At 69.3% G+C, this 20,476-nt stretch carries 21 protein-coding genes; 11 read left to right on the top strand and 10 right to left on the bottom strand.

Going from position 1 to position 20,476, the window contains the following annotated elements; genetic code table 11:
* The first annotated feature begins 15 nt into the window (after positions 1–15).
* Entirely contained in the window at positions 16–2,388 is a 2,373-nt protein-coding gene (locus tag ACRSBM_RS24440; protein WP_434446358.1) for a caspase family protein, read from the top strand.
* Here ACRSBM_RS24440 and ACRSBM_RS24435 read toward each other — a convergent pair.
* The gene (locus tag ACRSBM_RS24435) at positions 2,367–3,281 is read right to left on the bottom strand and encodes a DNA polymerase domain-containing protein (protein ID WP_434446356.1); all 915 of its coding nucleotides are present in this window, start codon (positions 3,279–3,281) and stop codon (positions 2,367–2,369) included. The two genes, ACRSBM_RS24440 and ACRSBM_RS24435, sit on opposite strands and share 22 nt — an antisense overlap.
* On the bottom strand, positions 3,271–4,215 hold the full coding sequence (gene ligD / locus ACRSBM_RS24430) for a non-homologous end-joining DNA ligase (protein WP_434446354.1): 945 nt from the start codon (positions 4,213–4,215) through the stop codon (positions 3,271–3,273). Before ligD ends, ACRSBM_RS24435 begins: the two co-directional genes overlap by 11 nt.
* A 50-nt stretch (positions 4,216–4,265) precedes the next feature.
* Between ligD and ACRSBM_RS24425 the strand changes: the two genes are divergently transcribed.
* Positions 4,266–4,907 carry a maleylpyruvate isomerase N-terminal domain-containing protein gene (locus ACRSBM_RS24425; protein ID WP_434446352.1) on the top strand — a complete coding sequence of 214 codons (642 nt, stop codon included), beginning with the start codon at positions 4,266–4,268 and terminating at the stop codon, positions 4,905–4,907.
* 68 nt (positions 4,908–4,975) lie between these two features.
* Here ACRSBM_RS24425 and ACRSBM_RS24420 read toward each other — a convergent pair whose 3' ends face one another.
* Entirely contained in the window at positions 4,976–5,338 is a 363-nt protein-coding gene (locus ACRSBM_RS24420) for a DUF5997 family protein (RefSeq protein WP_434453208.1), read from the bottom strand.
* A 57-nt stretch (positions 5,339–5,395) separates the two neighbouring features.
* Here ACRSBM_RS24420 and ACRSBM_RS24415 point away from each other — a divergent pair, with 57 nt between their 5' ends.
* A complete protein-coding gene (locus ACRSBM_RS24415; protein WP_434446350.1) occupies positions 5,396–6,088 on the top strand; it encodes a LysR family transcriptional regulator substrate-binding protein in 693 nt (230 codons plus the stop codon).
* 30 nt (positions 6,089–6,118) lie between these two features.
* On the opposite strand, the gene ACRSBM_RS24410 is transcribed toward ACRSBM_RS24415, so the two are convergent.
* Entirely contained in the window at positions 6,119–6,544 is a 426-nt protein-coding gene (locus ACRSBM_RS24410; protein ID WP_434446348.1) for a YciI family protein, read from the bottom strand.
* A 119-nt stretch (positions 6,545–6,663) separates the two neighbouring features.
* On the opposite strand from ACRSBM_RS24410, the gene ACRSBM_RS24405 reads away from it, so the two are divergent.
* Together ACRSBM_RS24405 and ACRSBM_RS24400 are read left to right on the top strand one after the other, a co-directional pair.
* The gene (locus tag ACRSBM_RS24405) at positions 6,664–7,056 is read left to right on the top strand and encodes a CoA-binding protein (protein WP_434446346.1); all 393 of its coding nucleotides are present in this window, start codon (positions 6,664–6,666) and stop codon (positions 7,054–7,056) included.
* 150 nt (positions 7,057–7,206) lie between these two features.
* Positions 7,207–8,121: a ParB/RepB/Spo0J family partition protein gene (locus tag ACRSBM_RS24400; RefSeq protein WP_434446344.1), complete on the top strand. Its 915-nt coding sequence runs from the start codon at positions 7,207–7,209 to the stop codon at positions 8,119–8,121.
* A 10-nt stretch (positions 8,122–8,131) separates the two neighbouring features.
* Here ACRSBM_RS24400 and ACRSBM_RS24395 read toward each other — a convergent pair whose 3' ends face one another.
* On the bottom strand, positions 8,132–9,235 hold the full coding sequence (locus ACRSBM_RS24395) for a helix-turn-helix domain-containing protein (RefSeq protein WP_434446342.1): 1,104 nt from the start codon (positions 9,233–9,235) through the stop codon (positions 8,132–8,134).
* 122 nt (positions 9,236–9,357) lie between these two features.
* Between ACRSBM_RS24395 and ACRSBM_RS24390 the strand changes: the two genes are divergently transcribed.
* Positions 9,358–9,939 carry an NUDIX domain-containing protein gene (locus tag ACRSBM_RS24390; RefSeq protein ID WP_434446341.1) on the top strand — a complete coding sequence of 194 codons (582 nt, stop codon included), beginning with the start codon at positions 9,358–9,360 and terminating at the stop codon, positions 9,937–9,939.
* A 491-nt stretch (positions 9,940–10,430) separates the two neighbouring features.
* Here ACRSBM_RS24390 and ACRSBM_RS24385 read toward each other — a convergent pair whose 3' ends face one another.
* A complete protein-coding gene (locus ACRSBM_RS24385; RefSeq protein WP_434446340.1) occupies positions 10,431–11,390 on the bottom strand; it encodes a hypothetical protein in 960 nt (319 codons plus the stop codon).
* A gap of 266 nt (positions 11,391–11,656) precedes the next feature.
* On the opposite strand from ACRSBM_RS24385, the gene ACRSBM_RS24380 reads away from it, so the two are divergent.
* A complete protein-coding gene (locus ACRSBM_RS24380) occupies positions 11,657–13,456 on the top strand; it encodes a S8 family serine peptidase (protein ID WP_434446338.1) in 1,800 nt (599 codons plus the stop codon).
* Positions 13,457–13,575: 119 nt separating this feature from the next.
* On the opposite strand, the gene ACRSBM_RS24375 is transcribed toward ACRSBM_RS24380, so the two are convergent.
* Positions 13,576–14,196: an L-threonylcarbamoyladenylate synthase gene (locus ACRSBM_RS24375; protein WP_434446336.1), complete on the bottom strand. Its 621-nt coding sequence runs from the start codon at positions 14,194–14,196 to the stop codon at positions 13,576–13,578.
* A gap of 19 nt (positions 14,197–14,215) precedes the next feature.
* Complete coding sequence (locus ACRSBM_RS24370) at positions 14,216–15,397, bottom strand: zinc-dependent alcohol dehydrogenase (RefSeq protein WP_434446334.1); 1,182 nt, start codon at positions 15,395–15,397, stop codon at positions 14,216–14,218.
* 77 nt (positions 15,398–15,474) lie between these two features.
* Between ACRSBM_RS24370 and ACRSBM_RS24365 the strand changes: the two genes are divergently transcribed.
* The gene (locus ACRSBM_RS24365) at positions 15,475–17,121 is read left to right on the top strand and encodes a glutamate--tRNA ligase (protein WP_434446332.1); all 1,647 of its coding nucleotides are present in this window, start codon (positions 15,475–15,477) and stop codon (positions 17,119–17,121) included.
* A gap of 25 nt (positions 17,122–17,146) precedes the next feature.
* On the opposite strand, the gene ACRSBM_RS24360 is transcribed toward ACRSBM_RS24365, so the two are convergent.
* Together ACRSBM_RS24360 and ACRSBM_RS24355 are read right to left on the bottom strand one after the other, a co-directional pair.
* Positions 17,147–17,968 carry a phosphotransferase family protein gene (locus ACRSBM_RS24360; protein ID WP_434446331.1) on the bottom strand — a complete coding sequence of 274 codons (822 nt, stop codon included), beginning with the start codon at positions 17,966–17,968 and terminating at the stop codon, positions 17,147–17,149.
* 9 nt (positions 17,969–17,977) lie between these two features.
* Positions 17,978–18,436, bottom strand: a complete 459-nt coding sequence (locus tag ACRSBM_RS24355) for a glycine-rich domain-containing protein (RefSeq protein ID WP_434446329.1) — start codon at positions 18,434–18,436, stop codon at positions 17,978–17,980.
* On the opposite strand from ACRSBM_RS24355, the gene ACRSBM_RS24350 reads away from it, so the two are divergent.
* Genes ACRSBM_RS24350 through ACRSBM_RS24340 form a run of 3 tightly spaced genes read left to right on the top strand, consistent with a single transcriptional unit; the run spans position 18,405 to position 20,337 of the window.
* The gene (locus ACRSBM_RS24350) at positions 18,405–19,052 is read left to right on the top strand and encodes a helix-turn-helix domain-containing protein (protein WP_434446327.1); all 648 of its coding nucleotides are present in this window, start codon (positions 18,405–18,407) and stop codon (positions 19,050–19,052) included. The two genes, ACRSBM_RS24355 and ACRSBM_RS24350, sit on opposite strands and share 32 nt — an antisense overlap.
* Positions 19,039–19,671: a hypothetical protein gene (locus ACRSBM_RS24345; protein WP_434446325.1), complete on the top strand. Its 633-nt coding sequence runs from the start codon at positions 19,039–19,041 to the stop codon at positions 19,669–19,671. Before ACRSBM_RS24350 ends, ACRSBM_RS24345 begins: the two co-directional genes overlap by 14 nt.
* A gap of 6 nt (positions 19,672–19,677) precedes the next feature.
* Positions 19,678–20,337, top strand: coding sequence for a YdcF family protein (locus ACRSBM_RS24340; RefSeq protein WP_434453206.1), 660 nt, complete (start codon positions 19,678–19,680; stop codon positions 20,335–20,337).
* The last annotated feature ends 139 nt before the right edge of the window (positions 20,338–20,476 follow it).

Genomic DNA, 20,476 nt, shown 5'->3' with positions numbered 1-20,476 from the left:
TCGTGGGAGGCCGCTATGACCGACGTGACACTGCGCGTCCACGAGGACGGGGCCGACGACGAGCGGATCGAGCAGCTCACCGCGTTCCTGCGGTCGGAGCTGCGGGAACTGGTCGCTGTGTCCGGGGTGTCCGGCGAGGCGGCCGAGGGCGCCAAAGCCGTCGACCTGGCCGAGATCGGCACCGTCCTGGCCACGATCTCGCAGTCCACCGTCCTGGCCGCCCTGATCAACGCCGTGTCGTCGTGGCTCGGTCAGCGCCGCGAGCGTTCGGTGACCGTCGAGGCCGACGGCGACACCCTGGAGCTGACCGGCGACCCGTCCGCGGAGGAGCTGGCACAGCGCTCCGCGTGGCTCGGCCGCCACCTCCACCGCTATGCGTTGATCATCGCGAGCTACGAGTTCTCCGATCCCGGCCTGGCGGCCCTGCGCGCCCCCGCGCACGACGCCGCCCGCCTGGGCGAGGTGCTGGCCGACCCGCGCATCGGCGGCTTCGCCGTCCGCACCCTGATCAACTCCTCCGCCGCCGAGGTGAACGAGGCCGTCGACGACTTCTTCGCCGACCGCCAGCCGGACGACCTCCTGGTCCTGCACTTCTCCGGCCACGGCGTGAAGGACGAGGCGGGCGAGCTGCACTTCGCCACCAGCGGCACCAAGCTCTCCCGCCTGGCCGGCACCGCCGTCGCCGCGGAGTTCGTGGCCCGCCGCATGAACCGCTCCCGCTCGCGCCGCATCGTGCTGCTGCTGGACTGCTGCTACTCCGGCGCCTTCGGCCGCGGCATGGTCGCCCGCGCCGGCGGAACGATGGGCCTGGAGGAGGCCTTCGGCGGCAGGGGCCGCGCCGTCATCACCGCCTCGTCCGCGATGGAGTACGCCTTCGAGGGCGCCACGGTCGCCGACACCTCGGAGGGCGAACCGTCCGTCTTCACCGCGGCCCTCGTCGAAGGCCTGGAATCCGGCGACGCCGACCGCGACAACGACGGCCACGTGGGCCTCGACGAACTCTACGAGTACGTCTACGACCGCGTCCGCCGCGTGACCCCGCACCAGACCCCGGGCAAGTGGATGCTCGACGTACGCGGCGACCTGCGCATCGCCCGCCGCGCCCGCCCGGTCTCGGTGCCGGCGCCCCTGCCGGCCGAACTGCAGGACGCCCTCGACCACTCGCTGCCGGGCGTGCGGGCAGGCGCGGTCCCGGAGTTGCAGCGGCTGCTGTCGGTGGCGCATGAGGGACGTGCGCTGGCCGCCCGGCTTGCGTTGCGGCGGTTGTCCGAGGATGACAGCCGGATGGTGGCGTCGGCTGCCCGGGAGGCGCTGGGGGAGCCGCCGCCGAAACCGAAGGTATCGGCCCCAACCTCGCGGATGGCGGCGACGTCAAGTAGCGCGACGAAATCTGTGGACAAACCGGCGGCTGTGGACAGACCGGCCGATGTCGATCTCCGCGGCCCGGAACCGTCCGCCCCGCGTGAGACGCTGGGAGTGGGGGCCTCGGCCTCCCCCGGAGGGGGCCAGGCGGAATCGATTCGGGACGAGGAGTCCGGGCCACTCGCCACCGCGCTGCCCGGCCTCGCCACCGCACTGCCCGGCCTCGCCACCGCACTGCCCCGCCTCGCCGCAGGCCTGGCGCTGACCCTGCTGGTCTTCGCCTACATGACCATCCCGGGCGGAGGAGTCCACCAACTCGGCGAACCCGGCTCCACCACCTACGTGTTCGGCGTGGTGTGGCCGTGGGCGCTGGTCGCGGCCTTGTTCACCGTCACCTGCCGCGACCACCCGTGGGCGCCAGGCGCCGCCCTCGGCCTGCTGGCCGGCACGAGTGGCCTGCTCGGCGGCACGAGCGGTCTGCTCGGCGGCGGTGAGGCTCTCGTATGGATGACGCTCGCCCTGGCGGCCACCGTCCTCGCCGTTGCCTGCACCGCTCGCCCGTGGTGGCTCGCGGTCGCCGGTGGCGGGCTCGGCGCGGTGGGTGTCCACGTGGTCGTGGTGTCGGCCCACGACCTGGTGCCGATCAACGGCGACGGGGAGGACCTGACGGTGATCGCCGTCGCGGTGGCGCTCATCTGCCTCGCGGCCTACCGCGTCTGGCGGGAGCAGGCGTGGCTCAGCACCATCGCACCGGCGTTGTTGCTCCTGGACGCGGTTCTGGTCGTAACCCAGGAAGTCCCGCTGTATGTCACCCACGCGGGCCTGGCGGGCCTGGTCGTCGTCCCGCTGATCGCCACCCTGACCAGCGGCACGGCCAGGTTCGCCGCGTACACCACCGTCGCGGCCGGGTTGTTGTTCCGTGCCAACGACTACGTGTCCGCCGCCGAACCGGCGTTCACGAGCGTCGCGCACGTGACCTTGCCGCTGGCAGCAGCACTTGTCGCCTACTTCTCGCGTTCCCGCTGATTCTTCCGCCGCTTCCCTTCGTGCATCGCGACCACCCGCGCGACCGGGATGTCGTGCCCTTCGGCGATCAGGTCAGCGGGCAGCCGCTGTTCGGCGGGCATGAGTGAAGTCCACGGGTCGCCGTCGAAACGTGTTCGGACGGTGAAGTCGGCAGGAGAAACATCGGCCAGCGACTCCCAGGGCACCGGGAACGAGATCGGTAGCCCTTCCCGCAGTCGCGGGCTGTAGGCGGCTACGACCGTGGCTCCCCAGGCACGCGTCGAGTCGAGGAAGACCTTTCCGCCCCGTTCGGCCCGGATGTAGGCGGTGGTGGCCAGCGACGGGTCGAGCTTCTCCGCCCGTGCCGCCAACGCGCGCGTGGCCGCGGCCACGTCGTCGGGATCGTGTCGCTCCAGCGGCACGAAGATGTGCACGCCCTTGGCGCCGCTGGTCTTCACCGCGCCGGCCAGACCGGCCTGCGCCAGCGCCTCGCGGATCAGGAACGCGGCCTGGACCACGACGGCGAAGTCCGCGCCCTCGGGCGGGTCGATGTCCAGCACCATGTGGGTCTGGTGGTCGCCGAGGAACAACGGCACGTGGTACTCGACGGCCCGCTGGTTCGCGAACCACATCAACGTCTGCTTGTCGTCGCACAACGCGTACTTGATCTGCCGGTGCGACGCCTCGGCCCAGACCTCGACGGTCTTGACGTAGGCGGGCGTGTACTTGGGGACGTTCTTCTGCATGAACGGGTCCTGCCCGCGCAGGATCCGCCACACCGACAACGGCCGCCCGGCGAGCACCGGCACGAACCGGTCGGCGACGAAGTCCAGGTACTCCACCAGGTCGCCCTTGACCACCCCGCCGAACAACGGCTGGTCGAGCGAGGAGAACTTGATCTCGCTACTGCTCATCGGGGACCTCGAGTTCGTCGCGGGCGGCCCACTCCAGCAGCGGTTCGATCGACCAGACCGCGTCGTCGATCCCGGCGTGCAGGTCGCCCAGTTCGGCATAGCGCTTCGGCACTGTCGCGATCGTGAAGTCGTGCGGGTCGGCGTCGGGGATCTCGTCCCACCGGATCGGCGTCGACACCGTCGCCTCCGGGTAGCCGCGCACCGAGTAGGCCGAGGCGATCGTGCGGTCCCGCGTGTTCTGGTTGTAGTCGACGAAGACCAGCGACGGGTCGCGGTCCTTGCGCCACCACGTGGTCTCGACGTCGTCCGGCGCCCGGCGTTCGACCTCGTGCGCGAACGCCAGCGCCGCCTTCCGCACGTCCTGGAACCCGAACGACGGCTTGATCCGCACGTAGACGTGCAGCCCCTTCGATCCGGACGTCTTCGGGAACCCGACCGCGCCCAGTTCGGCCAGGACCTCCTGCACCACCAGCGCCACCCGCCGCACGCGGTCGAACGAGCACGTCGGGCCGGGGTCGAGGTCGATGCGCCACTCGTCGGGCTTCTCGGTGTCGGCCGCCCGCGAGTTCCACGGGTGGAACTCCACAGTGGACATCTGCACGGCCCAGATCACGTCCGCGACGTGGGTGACGCACAGTTCGTCCGCGTGCCGGTTGTAGCGCGGAAAATGCACGCGCACGGTCCGCACCCACGGCGGGGCGCCGTTCGGAAGCCTCTTCTGATGCACCTTCTCGCCCGTGACGCCTTCGGGGAAGCGGTGCAGCATGCACGGTCGTTCCCGCAGCGCGCGGACGATGCCGTCGCCGACGGACAGGTAGTAGTTCGCGAGGTCCAGTTTCGTCTCGCCGCGTGCGGGAAAGTAGACGCGGTCGGGGTTGGAGATCCGCACGACGCGGTCCTCCACCTCGAGCTCCACAGCCGGGGACTTGCCCATGCCCACCAACCTAACCGGTCGTCCGCCGTCGATCCTTGTAGTTTGCGACTGTGGACTTGTTTTCGCTTGCGCTGGGGGCGCTGCTGAACGCGGTCGGCGAGCTCACCGACGACGACCTCACCCGGCCGTCCGGGTGCGAGGGCTGGCTGGTGAGAGACCTGGTGTGCCACTTCGTGATCGACGCGCAGGACGTGCTGATCACGCTGGTCACGCCCACCGCGAACCCCGTCACGCACGACGCCGTCACCTACTGGAAGGTCGCGCACGAACGCTCTGAGGACCCGCTCGCCGCGCTGACGGTGAGGCTCGCCGCCGCGTACGGCGAGCCGTGGATGCTCAAGCACCACGTGGACGACGTGGGGTGGGCGGCGTTGCGCGCGGCGGAGCTCGCCGACCCGACGCTCAAGGTCAGCACCCAGGACATGGTGCTGTGTACGTCCGGCTACCTGGGCGCGTACGTGTGGGAGTGGACGGTGCACCACCTCGACCTGGTCACGCACCTGCCCCACCTGCCGGGACCGCCCGAGCGGGCGCTGGCGCGGTGCCGGGAGATCCTCGAACAGATCGCCGGAGCGTTCCCCACCGGGTGGTCCGACACGGACGTGCTGCTCGTGGGAACGGGACGGCGCGCCCCGAGCGAGTCGGAGCGCGCCGAGCTGGGGGATCTGGAGATCCCGTACGTGCTGGGTTAGGGCCTGTATCGAAGTCCCGTTCGATGAGAGTCGCCCGGCTATCGCGGACATGGACTTCGATACAGGCCCTAAGCCTCTTCGGCCTCGAGGCGCGCCTTCTCCGCGAGGCGCGCCTCCTCGGCCTTGAACTCCTGGTAGGTCGCGCGCTCGCGCACCAGCCAGTCCGGGTTCTCGGCCTTGATCGCGTTGATCTGCTCGGTGGTGAGCGCCTCGGTGAGGCCGGCGCGCACGAGACCCGACGTCGAGATGCCCAGCTTCTGCGCGATCAGCTGCTTGGGGTGCGGGCCGTTGCGGCGCAGGTCGCGCAGCCACTCCGGCGGGTTGGCCTGCAACTCGTGCAGCTCGTCGCGCGACACGACGCCCGCCTGGAACTCCTCGGGGGTGGCCTCGAGGTAGACGCCCAGCTTCTTCGCTGCGGTGGCGGGCTTCATGGTCTGCTGCGACTTCATGACGAAAAGAGTAACCGGCTCGTCCGGTAGCCTCAGCACGTGACCGGATCGTTCACGCTCGCGTACGTCCCAGGCGTGACGCCGGGCAAGTGGGCGCGGGTCTGGCAGGACCGCCTGCCGGAGACCCAGCTGACCCTCGTACAGGTGACCACCGCCGAAGCCGGGCCGAAGGTGCGGTCCGGCGAGGCCGACGCGGCCCTGCTCCGGTTGCCCGGCGACCGCGAGGACCTGCACGCCATCCCGCTCTACACCGAGACCACGGTCGTCGTGCACCCGAAGGACCAGGAGTTCGCCGACGAGCTGTTCCTCGACGACCTCCGTGAGCACGTCGTGTGGCAGCCGCTCGACGACACGCTCGAGTGGGAGTCGCTGCCCGGCCGGCCGCCGATCGAGCGGCCGGAGACCACCGCGGCCGCCGTCGAGCTCGTCGCGGCCGGCGTGGGACTGCTGGTGGTGCCGCAGTCGCTGGCGAGGCTGCACCACCGCAAGGACCTGGCGTACACACCGCTCGCGGACGGGCCGCAGTCCCGCGTGGCGCTGTCGTTCCCGATCCGCGACGAGAACCCGGAGCTGGTCGAGCACCTGATCGGCATCGTCCGCGGCCGCACGGTCAACAGCACCCGCGGACCGCAGCAGGAGCCGGCCCGCAAGCAGCCGCAGCGGCGGAGTTCCGCGCCCCGGCAGCAGCAGAAGCCACCGGCCAAGCGCGCGAGAACCCGCCGCGGGCGCTGACTCAGTCCGTCCGAAGTGGACCTCTCGGCCTCACTGGGAGTTCTGCGCGGTGATCTGCTCGCGCAGACGGTCCTCCTGCGCCTGGATCTCGGGCGTGGCGATGCCCTCGAACGCCTCGGGGCCGTGGATCTGCCGGATCTCGACCTCACCGCTGCGGAACGGCGCCTTCTTCAGCCACTCCACGGCGTCCTGCAGCGACGGCAGCTCCCAGATCCAGAAGCCCGCGATCAGCTCCTTGGTCTCGGCGAACGGGCCGTCGGTCACCGCCGTCGCGCCCGAGCCGTCGAACGCGACCCGCGCACCCTTCGCGCTCGGGTAGAGACCGTCACCCGCGAGCATGACCCCGGCCTTGACGAGCTCCTCGTTGTAGTTGCCCATCGCGGCCAGTTCCTCGGCGGTGGGCATGACGAAGTTCTCGGTGTCCTCGTTCGCCTTGACGATGACCATGAACCGCATTTCGATCTCCTCTGTCTGGTGTGTCCGGTGCGTTTCTACTCACGCGTCGATCGGGGACCACCGCCTTTCGACCGGCTTGACCAGATTGTGACCGGCGTCACAGGGTTAGTGTTGGGCGCATGCGCGAAGACGTCGACTGGATCCTCGAGAACTGCCAGGTCTGGGCCGTCGTGGGGCTCTCGGACAACCCGTCCCGCGCGGCCCACGGCGTCGCCCGGTTCCTGCAGCAACGCGGCAAGAAGATCGTGCCGGTGCACCCGTCGGCCGAGCCGGTGCACGGCGAGCAGGGCTACGCGTCTCTGACTGACATCCCGTTCCCGGTCGACGTGGTGGACGTGTTCCGCCGCTCGGAGGAGGCGGGCCAGTTCGTGGACGAGGCCGTCGCCATCGGTGCGAAGGCGGTGTGGTTCCAGCTCGGCGTGGTCGACGACGAGGCGTACGAACGCGCACGCGCGGCGGGGCTGCGCATGGCGATGGACGTCTGTCCCGCGATCGAGTGGCGCTCCCGTTGAACGACTAGGGCCGGTATCGACGCCCCGCTCGGCGCGAGGCCCGGCTATCGCGAACATGGACTTCGGTACCGGCCCTGGCTAATCTGCGCATGTCGTCCTCGGGCACCTGGGGGTTCCGGGGACAAATCAGCCTGGGGGGCTCGGTTAGGCATGCTCGTAGACGTCACGGCGCTGCGACCCGCGGATTCACCGCGGGTGCGCGGCTGCAGCGAGGACTTCATCCGGTCACTGGCGTCGTCCGGCGCCCAGTTGCCGCCGATCGTGGTGCACCGCCCGACGATGAAGGTCGTCGACGGCGCCCATCGCCTGAAGGCCGCGGTGCTGCGCGGCTGCCGGTCCGTCGAGGTCGAGTACGTCGACGGACCCGCCGAGGACGTCTTCGGCCTGTCCGTGTCGCTGAACTTGTCAACGTTGTCGACCGCTGACCGCGAGGCCGCGGCGCGACGGTTGCTGCGGTCGCATCCGCAGTGGTCGGATCGGGCCATCGCGGCGGCCACCGGTCTGGCCGCCAAGTCCGTCGGCGTGTTGCGGCGTGCCGTGGGCGGGCAGGCCGCGGTCCGGGTCGGGAGGGACGGGAAGGCCCGGCCGGTGAACTCCGCCGCCGGGCGCCGGCTGGCCGGACAGTTGGTGGCGGAACGGCCCGAAGCGTCGTTGCGGGACATCGCCCGGCTGGCCGGGGTGTCGCCGGGGACCGTCCGGGACGTCCGGCGGCGGTTGAGCGCCGGGCTGGACCCCGTGCCCGAGCGGATCCGGGCCGCCGAGCGGGCCGCGGCGGTGCCGCCCGCCGAGCGGACCGGGATTCGGGACCCCGACGCCACTTTGCCGATCCTGCGGCGTGATCCTTCGTTGCGCTTCAACGAACACGGGCGGTGGGTGCTGCGGTGGCTGGAGACGCACGCGGTGTCTTCGGCGGCAGATTCGGGTTCGGGGGAGTGGGGCGCCGTGGTGGCCGGGGTGCCCGCGCACTGCCGGGAACTGGTGGCGGAGATGGCTCGCGGATGTGCCGAGGCCTGGGCGGAGATGGCCGAGGCGTTGGAACGGGAGGGGCGGCGAACCGCCGTCTAGCCTCGGCCGGTCAGGCGAAGAGGATCTCGCCGATCTCACCGGCCACCTCGCGGCCTGCCGCCGGCCGCAGGCGGGACAACAGTTTGCTGAACGCGGTCAGATCTATGTGGACGGTCGCGGACTGCACCTGGCGGATGTCGTCCAGCAGGTCGACGACCAGTTCGCAGGCGTGGTCGAGCTCGCCTGCCTCGGCGTGCGCCAGGGCTCTGCGCAGGCCGAAGCGGGTGCGGGCGCGCAGGGCGGTGGGGGCGATGAGGGGCATCTGCGCGTCGAGGATGGCGGCGGCTTCCGCGTGGCGGCCCAGGTCGTGGAAGGACCAGGCTCGGGCCATCGCCACCTGGTCGACGAGACTTGTTGTGCCGTAACGGGTTTCGCTCACGGTCCGTTGCAGCTCCGCCGCGCGCTCCAGGGCGTCCTGGCAGCGGTCCGCGACTCCGGCGAGGGCGTAGCCCTGGGCTTCCCGTTGGGCGGCAACGGCTTTGACGGCGGTGGAACGGGACTTGCCGGCGCGGCGGGCGAAGCGGACGGTGGCGTGGGCGTCGCCCCGGTAGAGGGCGAACTCGGCCGCCCGGACGTAGGCGTAGGCCTCCAGATCCTGGTCGCCACCCTTGGCGGCGTAGAGGACCGCGCGTCTGGTGAGCTCGGCGGCGGAGGCGTCGTCGCCGCGCTCCTGTTCCATCCAGCCCGCGTACTCGGCGTAGCGCGCGGCCAGCAGCCACAGGCCCCGGCCGAGGCCGGGGTCGTCCGCCGAGCGGGCCATGGAGCTGAGGGCGTCCACCTGGGGGCGCAGGCTCGCCAGGACGACCTCGGGGCTCAGCCGGTGGCCCAGGGCCCGGTGGTGGTCGAACATCGAGTCGAACGTGAGCAGCGTGGTGTGGTCGCTGGGAATGGGACGCGCCGGGGCGTCGGCCAGTTCGATCAGGTGGCCGTCAGCGGAAAGGACGTCGTCGAAGAGCCTGGCCATTTCGGGGTTCGGGTGAACCTGGCCGTTCTCGATCTTGCTGAGGTGTCCCTTGCTGTACGGTACGAGACCGGTCATCTGGCTTAGTGAGAGTCCGCGCTCGTTGCGCAGGCGGCGAACCTCCTGGGCGAACGTGGGCGACAACGGCTTCACCACCCTCCCCCGGGAAGTGTGTACGCCGGCAACCACCCGAATGAGGAATGTCCACTTATTGGCCGTTGATTGACGATCAACTGGGGCTAACTGAAGCGGTTGGCGATGGTTCCATGTGAGTCATGGTGATGACGCGGTCCGACGAGGCGGCTGGTGTGGTGATGGTCTGGCAGCGCTTGGCGACCAACGTGATTCACCGGTCGCCGTGGTTCGAGGTACGTGCCGACGACGTCGTCAGACCGGACGGCGGGCACAGCACCTACACGCACGTGGTGGCGCCGGGGTCGGTGACGGTCCTCGCCATGCAGGACGACGACCACGTCGTGCTGACCAGACAGTGGATCTACACGCACGGCGGCACCGAGTGGCGGTTACCCGGTGGCGCGGTCGACGACACGGACGCGGATCCGCTGGCTGCCGCACGTCGTGAGCTCGCGGAGGAGACCGGGCTGCGCGCGGCGCAGTGGGAGCGGCTCGGCCAGATCCACGGCGCCGACAGCCTGAGCAACCACGTCGACCACATCTTCCTGGCCACCGACCTCACGCAGGGCGAGGCGGCCCTGGAGCCCGGTGAGGCCGACCTGCGCGTGCGGACCATGCCGTTCTGCCACGCGCTCGACCTCGTCCGCCAGGGCATGCTCCCGCACGCCGGCAGCTCGCACGCCCTGCTCGTGATGGCGTTGCGCCGCACGACCCAGAAATGACGCCACCAGGGTTTCCTCATCGCAGATGAAACAGGAAACCCATTCTCATCCGACTGGCAGAAAGCCACTCTTGGTGCATCGGCGAGAACATCAGCCCGAGAGCCAGTCAGAATGAGAAGGTGAATTTCTCGATGAGAATGATCTGCTCACTCGCCACCGTCGTGAAAGTTGCCGCGATCTGCCTTCTGGTGGGTTTCATGACCGGTAGCGTATTCATTGCGACGGTGATCTGACTTCATTTCGGACTGCGGTTCTCCCTGGCCATCAAAGGGAGGTGTCAGCCGTGGAACCGCACTTCTGCATCGACATGATCTGAGCGCGTCCGGCTAGGGCCTGTATCGAAGTCCATGTTCGCGATAGCCGGGCCTGAGGCGGCCCCTGGCGGCACGGCCGGACGACCCACATACAACACCGGTATGCGGCCCGTCCGGCCGCACCACCAGAAACCACCTCAGGCGCGACTCTCATCGAACGGGACTTCGATACAGGCCCTAAACGCGTGGCGTCCACTGCACGCCGTAGCCGCGGCCCTGCCGGGGATGTGGGAACGACACGTCGATCTCACCGATCTCGTCCAACGGCAGCGTCTGCGGCCACGGCGTCAGGTCGTCGGTGTCGCGTGCCAGAGCCTCTTCGACGCGCCACACCGACTTCGGCAGTTCGTCCTGGCCGAAGCGCACCCGCAACCGGAACAACTCGCACATCCGCTCCGGCCAGAACACATAGGTCGGACGCATCGACTGACCCCGCGGCACCCGCACCTCGAGTGCGAACTGGTGCGTTTGCCCTGCGTTGAGGGGTCGGGGCAACCGCAGCTTCATCAGGAAGCGCCGCGGGGACGGACGCTCGTGGCCGATGAGCTCCACCCCGTGCAACACCTCCACGTCCAGGTCACCGGGAGCACCGTCGGGCGTGGGGGAGGGGATCGTGATCGACCACGCGATCTCGTTGACACCGTCGGTATCGGCCACGACGGTCCGGCGTTCCGTGCACGCGGGCGTCGGACCGTCCAGCTTCAGCAGCGCGTCGAACTCCTTGACGTGCCAGAGTTCCGACGGCGCCACGTGCGTCGTCGACGGGGCCGGCTGCAGCGCCACCTCCACCAGGCGCTGCAGCCCGGCATCCATCCTCCTGCGCACCGTGCGCGCGCCGCGGTCCTGTTGCCGCGCAAGCCACTCGATGCGTTCGTTGAGGAACCGGAACTGTGCTTCGTCGTGCAGTCCGAGCGGTGCCAGAACGGCGTTGCGAACTTCCGCCGGAAAAGCGCGCGCCGCGTTCGTCACCCAGTCCCGCAGTTTCGTCCGCACGGCTTCCGCGCCGTCCGTCTCGACGATGACGCACACCTGGCGCAGTGCCGGTCCTACGTGCAGGTCGATACCGGGAGTCTGCACACCGCGGCCCCGGCACAACGTGCGCAGTTCTTCCATGAGCTGCTCAGGTGAGACAGACATCCGTCCTCCGCGCGCGGAAATGCTTTGCCGGGCATGTCGGGCCGGCCTGATCGGACGTTACTCCGGATGCATCATCCGGGTGAACGTGACCATGGGCGATCGAGGCGATTGTTCTACACCGCCAGTTGAGATGATCACCGCCGAACGACTGATGTCCTGACCAGGTCTTTACCGGTAACGTGCTGGTCACGGGCAGTGACTCCCTCCGGTCGCCGCCACCCCTGCCGATGGAGGTTTTGTTCGTGCTGCGCACAATATTGTCAGCCGTGTCAGCGTTCGCGCTGATCAGCGGCGTTCCCGCCGTCGCGGCGCCCGCAGAGAGCGCTTACCTGTTGCAGTTCCGCACCACCCTGTCCGACGCCCAGCGCGACCAGCTCGAGGGCATGGGCGTGCGGCTCGGAGCGTTCGTCGAGAACAGCACCTACCTCGCCCGCATGACGAGCACCTCGCGCGTCTCGCGGCTGGACTACGTGCGCGAGGTGCGCCCGTTCCAGGCGGAACCGCGGATCATGGCGCTGGGCGGGGCGTCGGACTACCTGGTCACGCTGGTCGAGCAGGACGCGCGCGACCAGCAGGTCGTCGCCGACAAGGTGAAGTCCTTGGGCGGCAAGGTGAACGTCATCTCCGCGAGCCGCGAGCACATCATGGCCACGCTGGACGCGGGCCAGGCGGCGGAGCTCGCGAAGCTGCCCGCGGTGATCGCGATCGACCCGGTGTCGGCGCCGGAGACCGACATGGCGATCTCCCGCGAGTCGTCCGGTGCCAACCACGTCGAGAGCGCCGGCGGCTACCGCGGCCAGGGCGTACGGGGCGAGGTGATGGACGGCGGCCTGCGCACCACGCACCAGGAGTTCCGCGCCCGCCCGCCGGTGATGCACACCGGCAACTCGTCGAGCACCTCGCACGGCACGTCCACGTACGGGCAGATCTTCGCGTCCGGCGTCTCGTCCGCGCACCGCGGCCTGCTGCCCGAGGCGCAGGGCATCTTCGCCGTCTACAACTCCGGTGACCGGTACGCGCACACCAAGCAGCTCGTCGACCCGGCGGGCCAGTACCGGGCCGTGTTCCAGAGCAACAGCTGGGGCAGCTCGCTCACGACCGCGTACAACTCGATCTCGCAGGAGATGGACCGGATCGTGTTCGACCACGACATCCTGATCTGCCAGTCGCAGAGCAACGCGGGCACCCGCAGCTCGCGTCCGCAGGCGTGGGCGAAGAACGTGCTGTCGGTCGGCGGGCACTACCACTACAACACCGCCTCGCGCACCGACGACAAGTGGAACGGCGGGGCGTCGATCGGCCCGGCCGCCGACGGCCGGATCAAGCCTGAGCTGTCGAACTTCTACGACCGCATCGACACCACGACGTCCACCAACGACACCGCCTACACGACGTCGTTCGGCGGCACGTCCGGCGCCACGCCGATCACCTGCGGCAACGCCGGTCTGCTGTTCCAGATGTGGGCCGACGGCGTGTTCGACGGCGCGCCCGGCAAGAAGCGCGACGTCTTCGCGTCCCGCCCGCACGCCGCCACCGCGAAGGCGCTGCTGATCAACACCGCCGACCAGCACGCGTTCTCCGGCACCACGCACGACCAGACCCGCACGCACCAGGGCTGGGGCACGGCGTCCGTCCGCAACCTGTACGACCGCGCGAAGGCGGGCGGCTGGAAGCTGCCGGTGCTGGTGAACGAGACCGACCTGGTCACGACCGGCCAGTCGCGCAAGTACACGGTGACGTCGAACGGCCAGACGCCGCTGCGCGCGACGCTCGCCTACACCGACCCGGCCGGCTCGCCGACCGCGGCCAAGGCGACCGTCAACGACCTGACGCTGAAGGTCACCGCCCCCAACGGCACCGTCTACTGGGGCAACAACGGCCTGCTGGCCGGCAACTGGTCCACGGCGGGCGGCGTCGCGAACACCGTCGACACCGTGGAGAACGTCCTGGTCCAGGCACCCACCGCGGGCACCTGGACCGTCGAGGTGATCGCGACCGCGGTCAACGTCGACGGTCACGTCGAAACCGCCGCCACCGACGCCGACTACGCCCTCGTCGTCTCGTAAAGCGCACGCGGAAAGCTTTCGCGCACTTCCGAGCGCACGAGAGGACCCCGCGTGTCCTCCCTGGAGGAAACGCGGGGGCCCCGCGTTCCCGTGGAGGAAACGCGGGGCCCCCGCGTTCCCTACTCGAAACGGGCCGGGTCGCCCGCGCCGTAGCGGATGATCTCGGCCTCGCCGCTCGAGAAGTCCACCACCGTGGTGGGCGTGGTGCCGCACTCCCCGGAGTCGATCACCGCGTCCACCACGTGGTCGAGGCGTTCCTTGATCTCCCAGCCCTGCACCAGCGGCTCGGCCTCGTCGGGCAGCAGCAGCGTGGACGTGAGCAGCGGCTCGCCCATCGCGTCGAGCAGCGCCTGCGTCACGACGTGGTCGGGGATGCGCGCGCCCACCGTCTTCTTCTTCGGGTGCATCATGCGGCGCGGCACCTCCTTCGTCGCGGGCAGGATGAACGTGTAGTTGCCCGGCGTGGCTGCCTTGACCGCGCGGAACACCGCGTTGTCGACCAGCACGAACTGGCCGAGCTGCGCGAAGTTCTCGCACATCAGCGTGAAGTGGTGCTTGTCGTCGAGCTTGCGGATCTCGCGGATGCGGTCGATGCCGTCCTTGTTGCCCAGGCGGCAGCCGAGCGCGTAGCAGGAGTCCGTCGGGTACGCGATCAGGCCGTCCTCCTGCAGGATCCGCACGGCCTGGTCGATGGCGCGCTTCTGCGGGTTGACCGGGTGGACGTCCAGGTACTTGGCCATGCGGGGCAGGATATGCCGATCAAGGTTTGAGCAGCACTTTGACCATGCCGTCGTTCTTCTTCTGGAACGTCTCGTACGCCTTGGGCGCGTCGTCGAGCGGCAGGCGGTGCGTCGCGAAGCCGTCGACGCCCAGCGGATCGTCGTCGGTGAGCAGCGGCAGGATCTCCGGAACCCAGCGCCAGACGTTCGCCTGACCCATCCTGAGCTGGATCTGCTTGTCGAACATGGTCAGCATCGGCATCGGGTCCGCCATGCCGCCGTAGACGCCGACGATCGAGATCGTGCCGCCGCGGCGGACCATGTCGATCGCGCTGTAGAGGGCCTTCAGGCGGTCGATGCCGGCTTCCTTCATGAACCGCTGTGCCACCACGTCCGGCAACATCCCGGTGAGCTGCTGCGCGATCTTGGCGGCGGGCGCGCCGTGGGCCTCCATGCCGACCGCGTCGATCACCGCGTCCGGGCCCCGGCCGTTCGTGAGGTCCCTGACGACCTCGGCGAGGCGCTTGCCGGCACCACGGAGGTCGATGGTCTCGACGCCGCGGGCCTTGGCGCGGGCCAGGCGTTCCGGGACGAGGTCGATGCCGATGACCCGCACGTCGCGGTGCCGCGCGACCCGGCAGGCCATGTCGCCGACCGGGCCGAGGCCGAGGACGGCGACTGTGCCGCCCGGCTTGACGCCCGCGTACTCGACGGCCTGCCACGCGGTGGGCAGCACGTCGCTGAGGTAGACGAACCTGTCGTCCGGCGGACCCTCCGGCACCTTGATCGGCAGCGTGTTGCCGAACGGCACCCGCAGGTACTCCGCCTGCCCGCCGGGGACCTGGCCGTAGAGCTTGGTGTACCCGAAAAGCGCGGCGCCGGAGCCGTGTTCGCGAACCTGAGTGGTTTCACACTGGCTCTGCAGACCGTCCGTGCACATCGCGCACGTGTTGCAGGAGACGTTGAACGGGATCACCACCCGATCGCCGGGTTTGAGGTCGGTGACCTGCGCGCCGACCTCCTCGACGATGCCCATCGGCTCGTGCCCGAGGATGTCACCCTCGGTGAGGAACGGCCCGAGCACCTCGTAGAGATGCAGATCCGACCCGCAGAGGCCGCTGGACGTGATCTTCACGATGACGTCCTCGGGCTCCTTGAGGATCGGGTCGGGCACGCTGTCGACCCGGACATCGCGTTTGCCGTGCCAAGTGACTGCCTTCATGCCCACTGGCTTTCCCCGGCCGTCGGCATTGATAACCTGGGACTACTTTCTTTCCCCGGTTTTGGAGACCCTCAGCGATGCTCGACCGTGCCGTCGTCGACGCCCTGTTCCCCTCGGACCTGCCCGAGCCGTCCCACTGGGAGGAGCAGTACCCGCCTCGCGGTCTGGGCGGCGACGCGAAGGTCACCCGCCTCGGCCCGTCGCCGACCGGGTTCCTGCACATCGGCGGCCTGTACGTCGGCATGATCGACCGCGACCTCGCGTCCCAGTCCGGCGGCTCGTACATCGTGCGCGTCGAGGACACCGACCAGGCCCGTGAGGTGGCCGGCGCCGTCGAGCAGTTCACCAAGGCGTTCACCTACTTCGGCATCGAGCCCGACGAGGCCGGCACGGCCGGCGCGTACGGCCCGTACCACCAGTCGCAGCGCGAGCAGATCTACCTGACGTACGTGCGCGAGCTGCTGCGTTCCGGCGCCGCGTACCTGTGCTTCGCGACCAAGGAAGAGCTCGCGGACATCACCGCGCGCCAGCAGGCCACCAAGCTCCCCACCGGCTACTACGGCCGCTGGGCGATCTGGCGCGACCAGACCGCCGAGGACGTTCAGGCCGCTCTGGACGAGGGCCGCCCGTACGTCGTGCGCTTCCGCTCGCCGGGCAAGGCGGGGGAGCGGACGAAGTTCGTGGACGCGATCCGCGGCGAGCTGGAGCATGAGGCCAACCGCAACGACGTCGTCATCCTGAAGGCGTCCGACCAGTCGCCGCGCCTGCCCACGTACCACTTCGCGCACGCCGTCGACGACCACCTGATGCGCGTGAACCTGGTGATCCGCGGCGAGGAGTGGATCTCCTCCGTCCCGACCCACCTGCAGCTGTTCGACGCCCTGGGCTTCGAGCGCGTCGAGTACGCCCACATCGCGCCGCTGATGAAGCAGCAGGGCGGCTCCCGGCGCAAGCTCTCGAAGCGCAAGGACCCCGAGGCCTCCGTCGAGTTCTTCATCGAGGCGGGCTTCCCGGCCGAGGCCGTGAAGTACTACCTGCGTGGCCTGGTGAACGCCCGCCTGGCCGACCTCCCGCTGTCCGAGGCCCTCGCGGCGCCGATCAACCTGGCCGAGTGCGGCGTCGCCGGCCCGCTGGTCGACCTCGTGAAGCTCGAGGACATCGCCGCCGACTACGTGGCCACGCTGTCGGGACCGGAGATCATCTCGCGCGTGTCCGAGTGGGCCTCCGAGTACGACCCGGAACTGGTGGACGTCCTGTCCGCGGAGCACGACGCCGCCCTCGCGGCCCTGCAGGTCGAGCGCGGTCCGGAGGTCGCGAACCCGCGCAAGGACCTCCGCAAGTGGTCGGACTTCCGCACGGCCTACGGCTTCTTCTTCCCGTCGCTGTTCCCGCTCGTGTCCGACCGCACCGACGAGCGCCTCGGCGGCCTGTCCCCGGACCTGATCTCCGCGTTCGCCGCCGACTTCGCCGACGGCTACGCCGACCTCGAGGACGGCCAGGAGTGGTTCGGCCAGATCCGTGAGCTCGCGACCAAGCACGGCTTCGCGCCGAACCCCAGGGAGTTCAAGAAGAACCCGGACGCCTACCCCGGCTCGATCAAGGAGGCGGCGCAGCTGATCCGCGTGTCGCTGACCGGCTCCACCCGCAGCCCGGACCTGCACGCGGTGGCCCGCACCCTGGGCAAGGACGAGGTGCTGCGGCGGGTGCGCGCCCTCGCGGGCTGACAGCCCTTCCGGCGGCCCCTGGTTCCTACGGGAACCGGGGGCCTTCCGCCATCCGGTGCTCCGCCCACTTCTGGGCCGCCTCGGTAGCAGCCGTGCCCGCGAACCTCCGTCCCCACAAGCACACCAGCGAGGCCGCGAACGCGGTGATCGCCTCGGCAGGCGCTCGCCGGAAGCCGTCGCACTGGGCCGCCCACTGTTCCGCCTGCGTGGGAGTGTGACCTTCCGCGACGAGCCGGACGACGACGAACGCGGGGTCGATCCAGGCCGCACCAACCCGCCACCAGGCCCAGTCGACCACGCGTGCCGTGTCGCCGACGAGGATGTTCAGCGGGTTAAGGTCGGAATGGACCACCGTCTCACCGCGCATGTGCAGCGGCGCTCGTGCCGCCCATTCACCCGTGGTGCCGCCGGCCAGAGCGGTTCTCCAGTGGTCGGCGATCATCCGGCGCGGGGTATCCGGAGGCGTGATCGTGCTGATCGTGCGCACGGCGTCCACCACAAGCGGCAGATCGGGCGAGCCGGGGGAGAGATCGGCGTGCTGCCCGGAAACGTGCTCGAACCCGAGCAGCAGCCAGCCGTCCTGCTCCACGTGCCACAACAGTCGCGGGGCGAGGTTCTCCGGAAGGAACGGGTTCACAGCCGCTTCGTTGCGATGCATGATCGCTTGAGCGCCTTCGGTCCTGCCGCCCTTGCAGAACACCCGGCCGCCGGCGGTGGTCAGCGAGGACGAGAATGCGGAGTTGCGTCCGGCGGACGAGTTCTCGGCTTTGATGACCGGACCGGTGTGCGCCTGCACGGCCGCACGCACACCAGCAGGCAGGTCCTGCCACTCCAGGCGACCGTTCATCCGTCTTCCTCAGTTCGGGTCTTCGCCGCCACCCTGCCCGCAGTTGGTACAGCCCGCGTGGCACTGCGAACAACGTCCTTCGCCGGTCGACCACAACCCGGGGTGGAAGGGCAGCCCGGCGGCTTTGATCGCCTCCACGGTAGGGGCGAGGACGTCCGCTGTCGCGCGGCGCACCGGCGCCACGAACTCTTCCGGCACGTGGTGGATGAACCGTCCGGCGGTCCGATCACAGAAGTCGGCGTAGTCGTGCGTGTTGAGGATGAATTGGTGCCAGCCGATGTCCACCTGCTTACTCGGCCGGAACTGCTTGTGCGGGTTCGTCGCGCACACCGTGAGAAAGCTGATGGTGTCGGTGATGATCCGATCCGCCTCGATGATCGTGATCGAATGTTCGGCGGCGATCTGCTGACGCAGTCGGTGCCGGACCTCGGTCGAGATGGCCGGCGAAATGCACGCGAAAGCTGACATTTTGTCATCTCCTGATCTCCGAGAAGTGTTGTCTCCTGCTGAACAGCCTGGTCACAGCCCGTTTCGCGGGGAAGGAACCGATGTGGCACTTCCGTGGTACTTGCGGTGCAGGTATCGGTGCCGCCGTGGTTGCATGAGTCTCGCGGAGGAGGTCGCGGACATGGGGTCGCCGGCTCAGTGGACGGGTCGTGAGGCGCGGGCGCTGCGCCGCGCGTTGCGCCTGAGCGTGCGCGCCTTCGCGGAACGTCTCGGCGTTGGCGTCCGAACCGTCACGAAGTGGGAATCGCTTGGCGCCCGGACCACCCCGCGGCCGTTCATGCAGTCCATTCTGGACACTGCATTGTCCACTGGTGACGTGGAGTCCAGACAGAGGTTCGAGCTGCTGCTGCGGCAGGACGGCGAGGCGCCCGTTCGCGACTATTACCGAAGTGGTCCGAGGGAATGGGACTACGAGACGTGGACAGACGACCTGGGGCCGCGCGGCGGCATGTCTCGCTCAGCAGGACTTCAAGTTCGCGGGCAGCCTCATCGACCGTTGGCTGAGGCGCTTCACACCGCAGGAGCTCGACGGGCACGGGTTGCACCTGCACGCCAGATCCCTCGTGCTGCTCGGTGACCTTCAACGAGACCAGGGCGACATCCAGGGAGCGCTGGCGGCGCCGCACACCTACCGCTGCGCGCACCAGCTCTTCCAGGAGCTGGGCGTGCCCCGGCGCGCGGCACAGGTCGAGTTGTCACTAGCGGTCGTGGAGGAGATGAGCGGGCGACTCGAACTTGCTGCTCGTAGGTACGAGGCGCTGGCCGGCGACCAGCGGCTCAGCCCGCGTGATCGCACGCGTGCGCTGCTATGGGTGGGAACAGCGCTCAGCAAGAAGGGGTCCAACGACCACACGGTGACGGTCATGGCTGAAGCGATCCGCCGTTTCGAGCAGCTCGACGAGCCCGATGACTGGTCGGTCGCTCACCAGAAGATGGCTCTCGCGCATCGTGGCGCAGGTGCGCTCGGCGCCGCCTCGCGCTACATCGACGTGGCGCTGGCGAACCGCTCGGATTCCCCGATGCAACGTGTCAGGCTGCAGACAGCGCACGCCCACATCCTGCTGTCTGATCGCGTGACCTCGGAGAGCGGCCTGCGGCTGCTGGACGAGGCGGCCGGCACGTCGCGTACGTTCGGCATGTCCCACCAACTCTCCAGTATCGAGGCCATTCGCAGTCCCTTCGAGCGGCTGAACTAGGAGCGCATCACTGTGATCGAGGGCATCAGCGACGACCAGTGGCGTGACGCGGAAAGCATCTGGGACTACCACCAGATGGGGCACGCGCCTCGACCAGTCGACGTGGCCATCGGTTTGGGAAGCCACGACCTTGGGGTGGCGACGTTTGCCGCCGAGCTGTACCACGCCGGGCTGTTCCCGCTGCTCGTGTTCAGCGGGGGCAACAGCCTGACCACGGCCGCCCGCTTTCCACGCGGTGAGGCGGTGCATTACCGCGAGCACGCTTTGACGCTCGGCGTGCCGGACAGCGCCATCCTGGTGGAGCCACAGGCAGGCAACACCGGCCAGAACGTCGTGCTGTCGCGTGAGCTTCTGGCGGCGACTGGTCGCGAGCCTCGTTCGGTACTGTTGATCTCGAAGCCCTACATGGAACGCCGCGCATACGCCACGTGCCGGAAGGTGTGGCCAGAGGTCGAGGTCGTCTGCGCCTCCGAGCCGCTCAAGTTCGACGACTACGTCCGGTCCATCGGTGACGGAAAGCTCGTGATCGACATGCTCGTTGGCGACCTCCAACGGGTCGTCGACTACCCGCGGCGGGGCTTCGCGGTGGAGCAGGACGTACCGGTCGACGTCCTTGCCGCGTACGACCGCCTGATCGGCGCGGGATTCGACAGCCGAATGCTGTAGCACCGGCGATGCAAGCACCTACCCAGGGTGACGCGAACGCACGGCAGGTGACCCCTCCGCGGGAGCCGCCCCACCGCGAGTTGGCCCGCCGACACCAGCAACCGGCCCCAAACCCCACGCAAACGCAGTAGCCCGGACC

It is taken from the genome of Lentzea xerophila (genome assembly GCF_051094245.1).
GTDB lineage: Bacteria > Actinomycetota > Actinomycetes > Mycobacteriales > Pseudonocardiaceae > Lentzea > Lentzea xerophila.
Note: the sequence above shows the minus strand (reverse complement) of the source record. Positions and strands in the feature narration are given on the sequence as shown.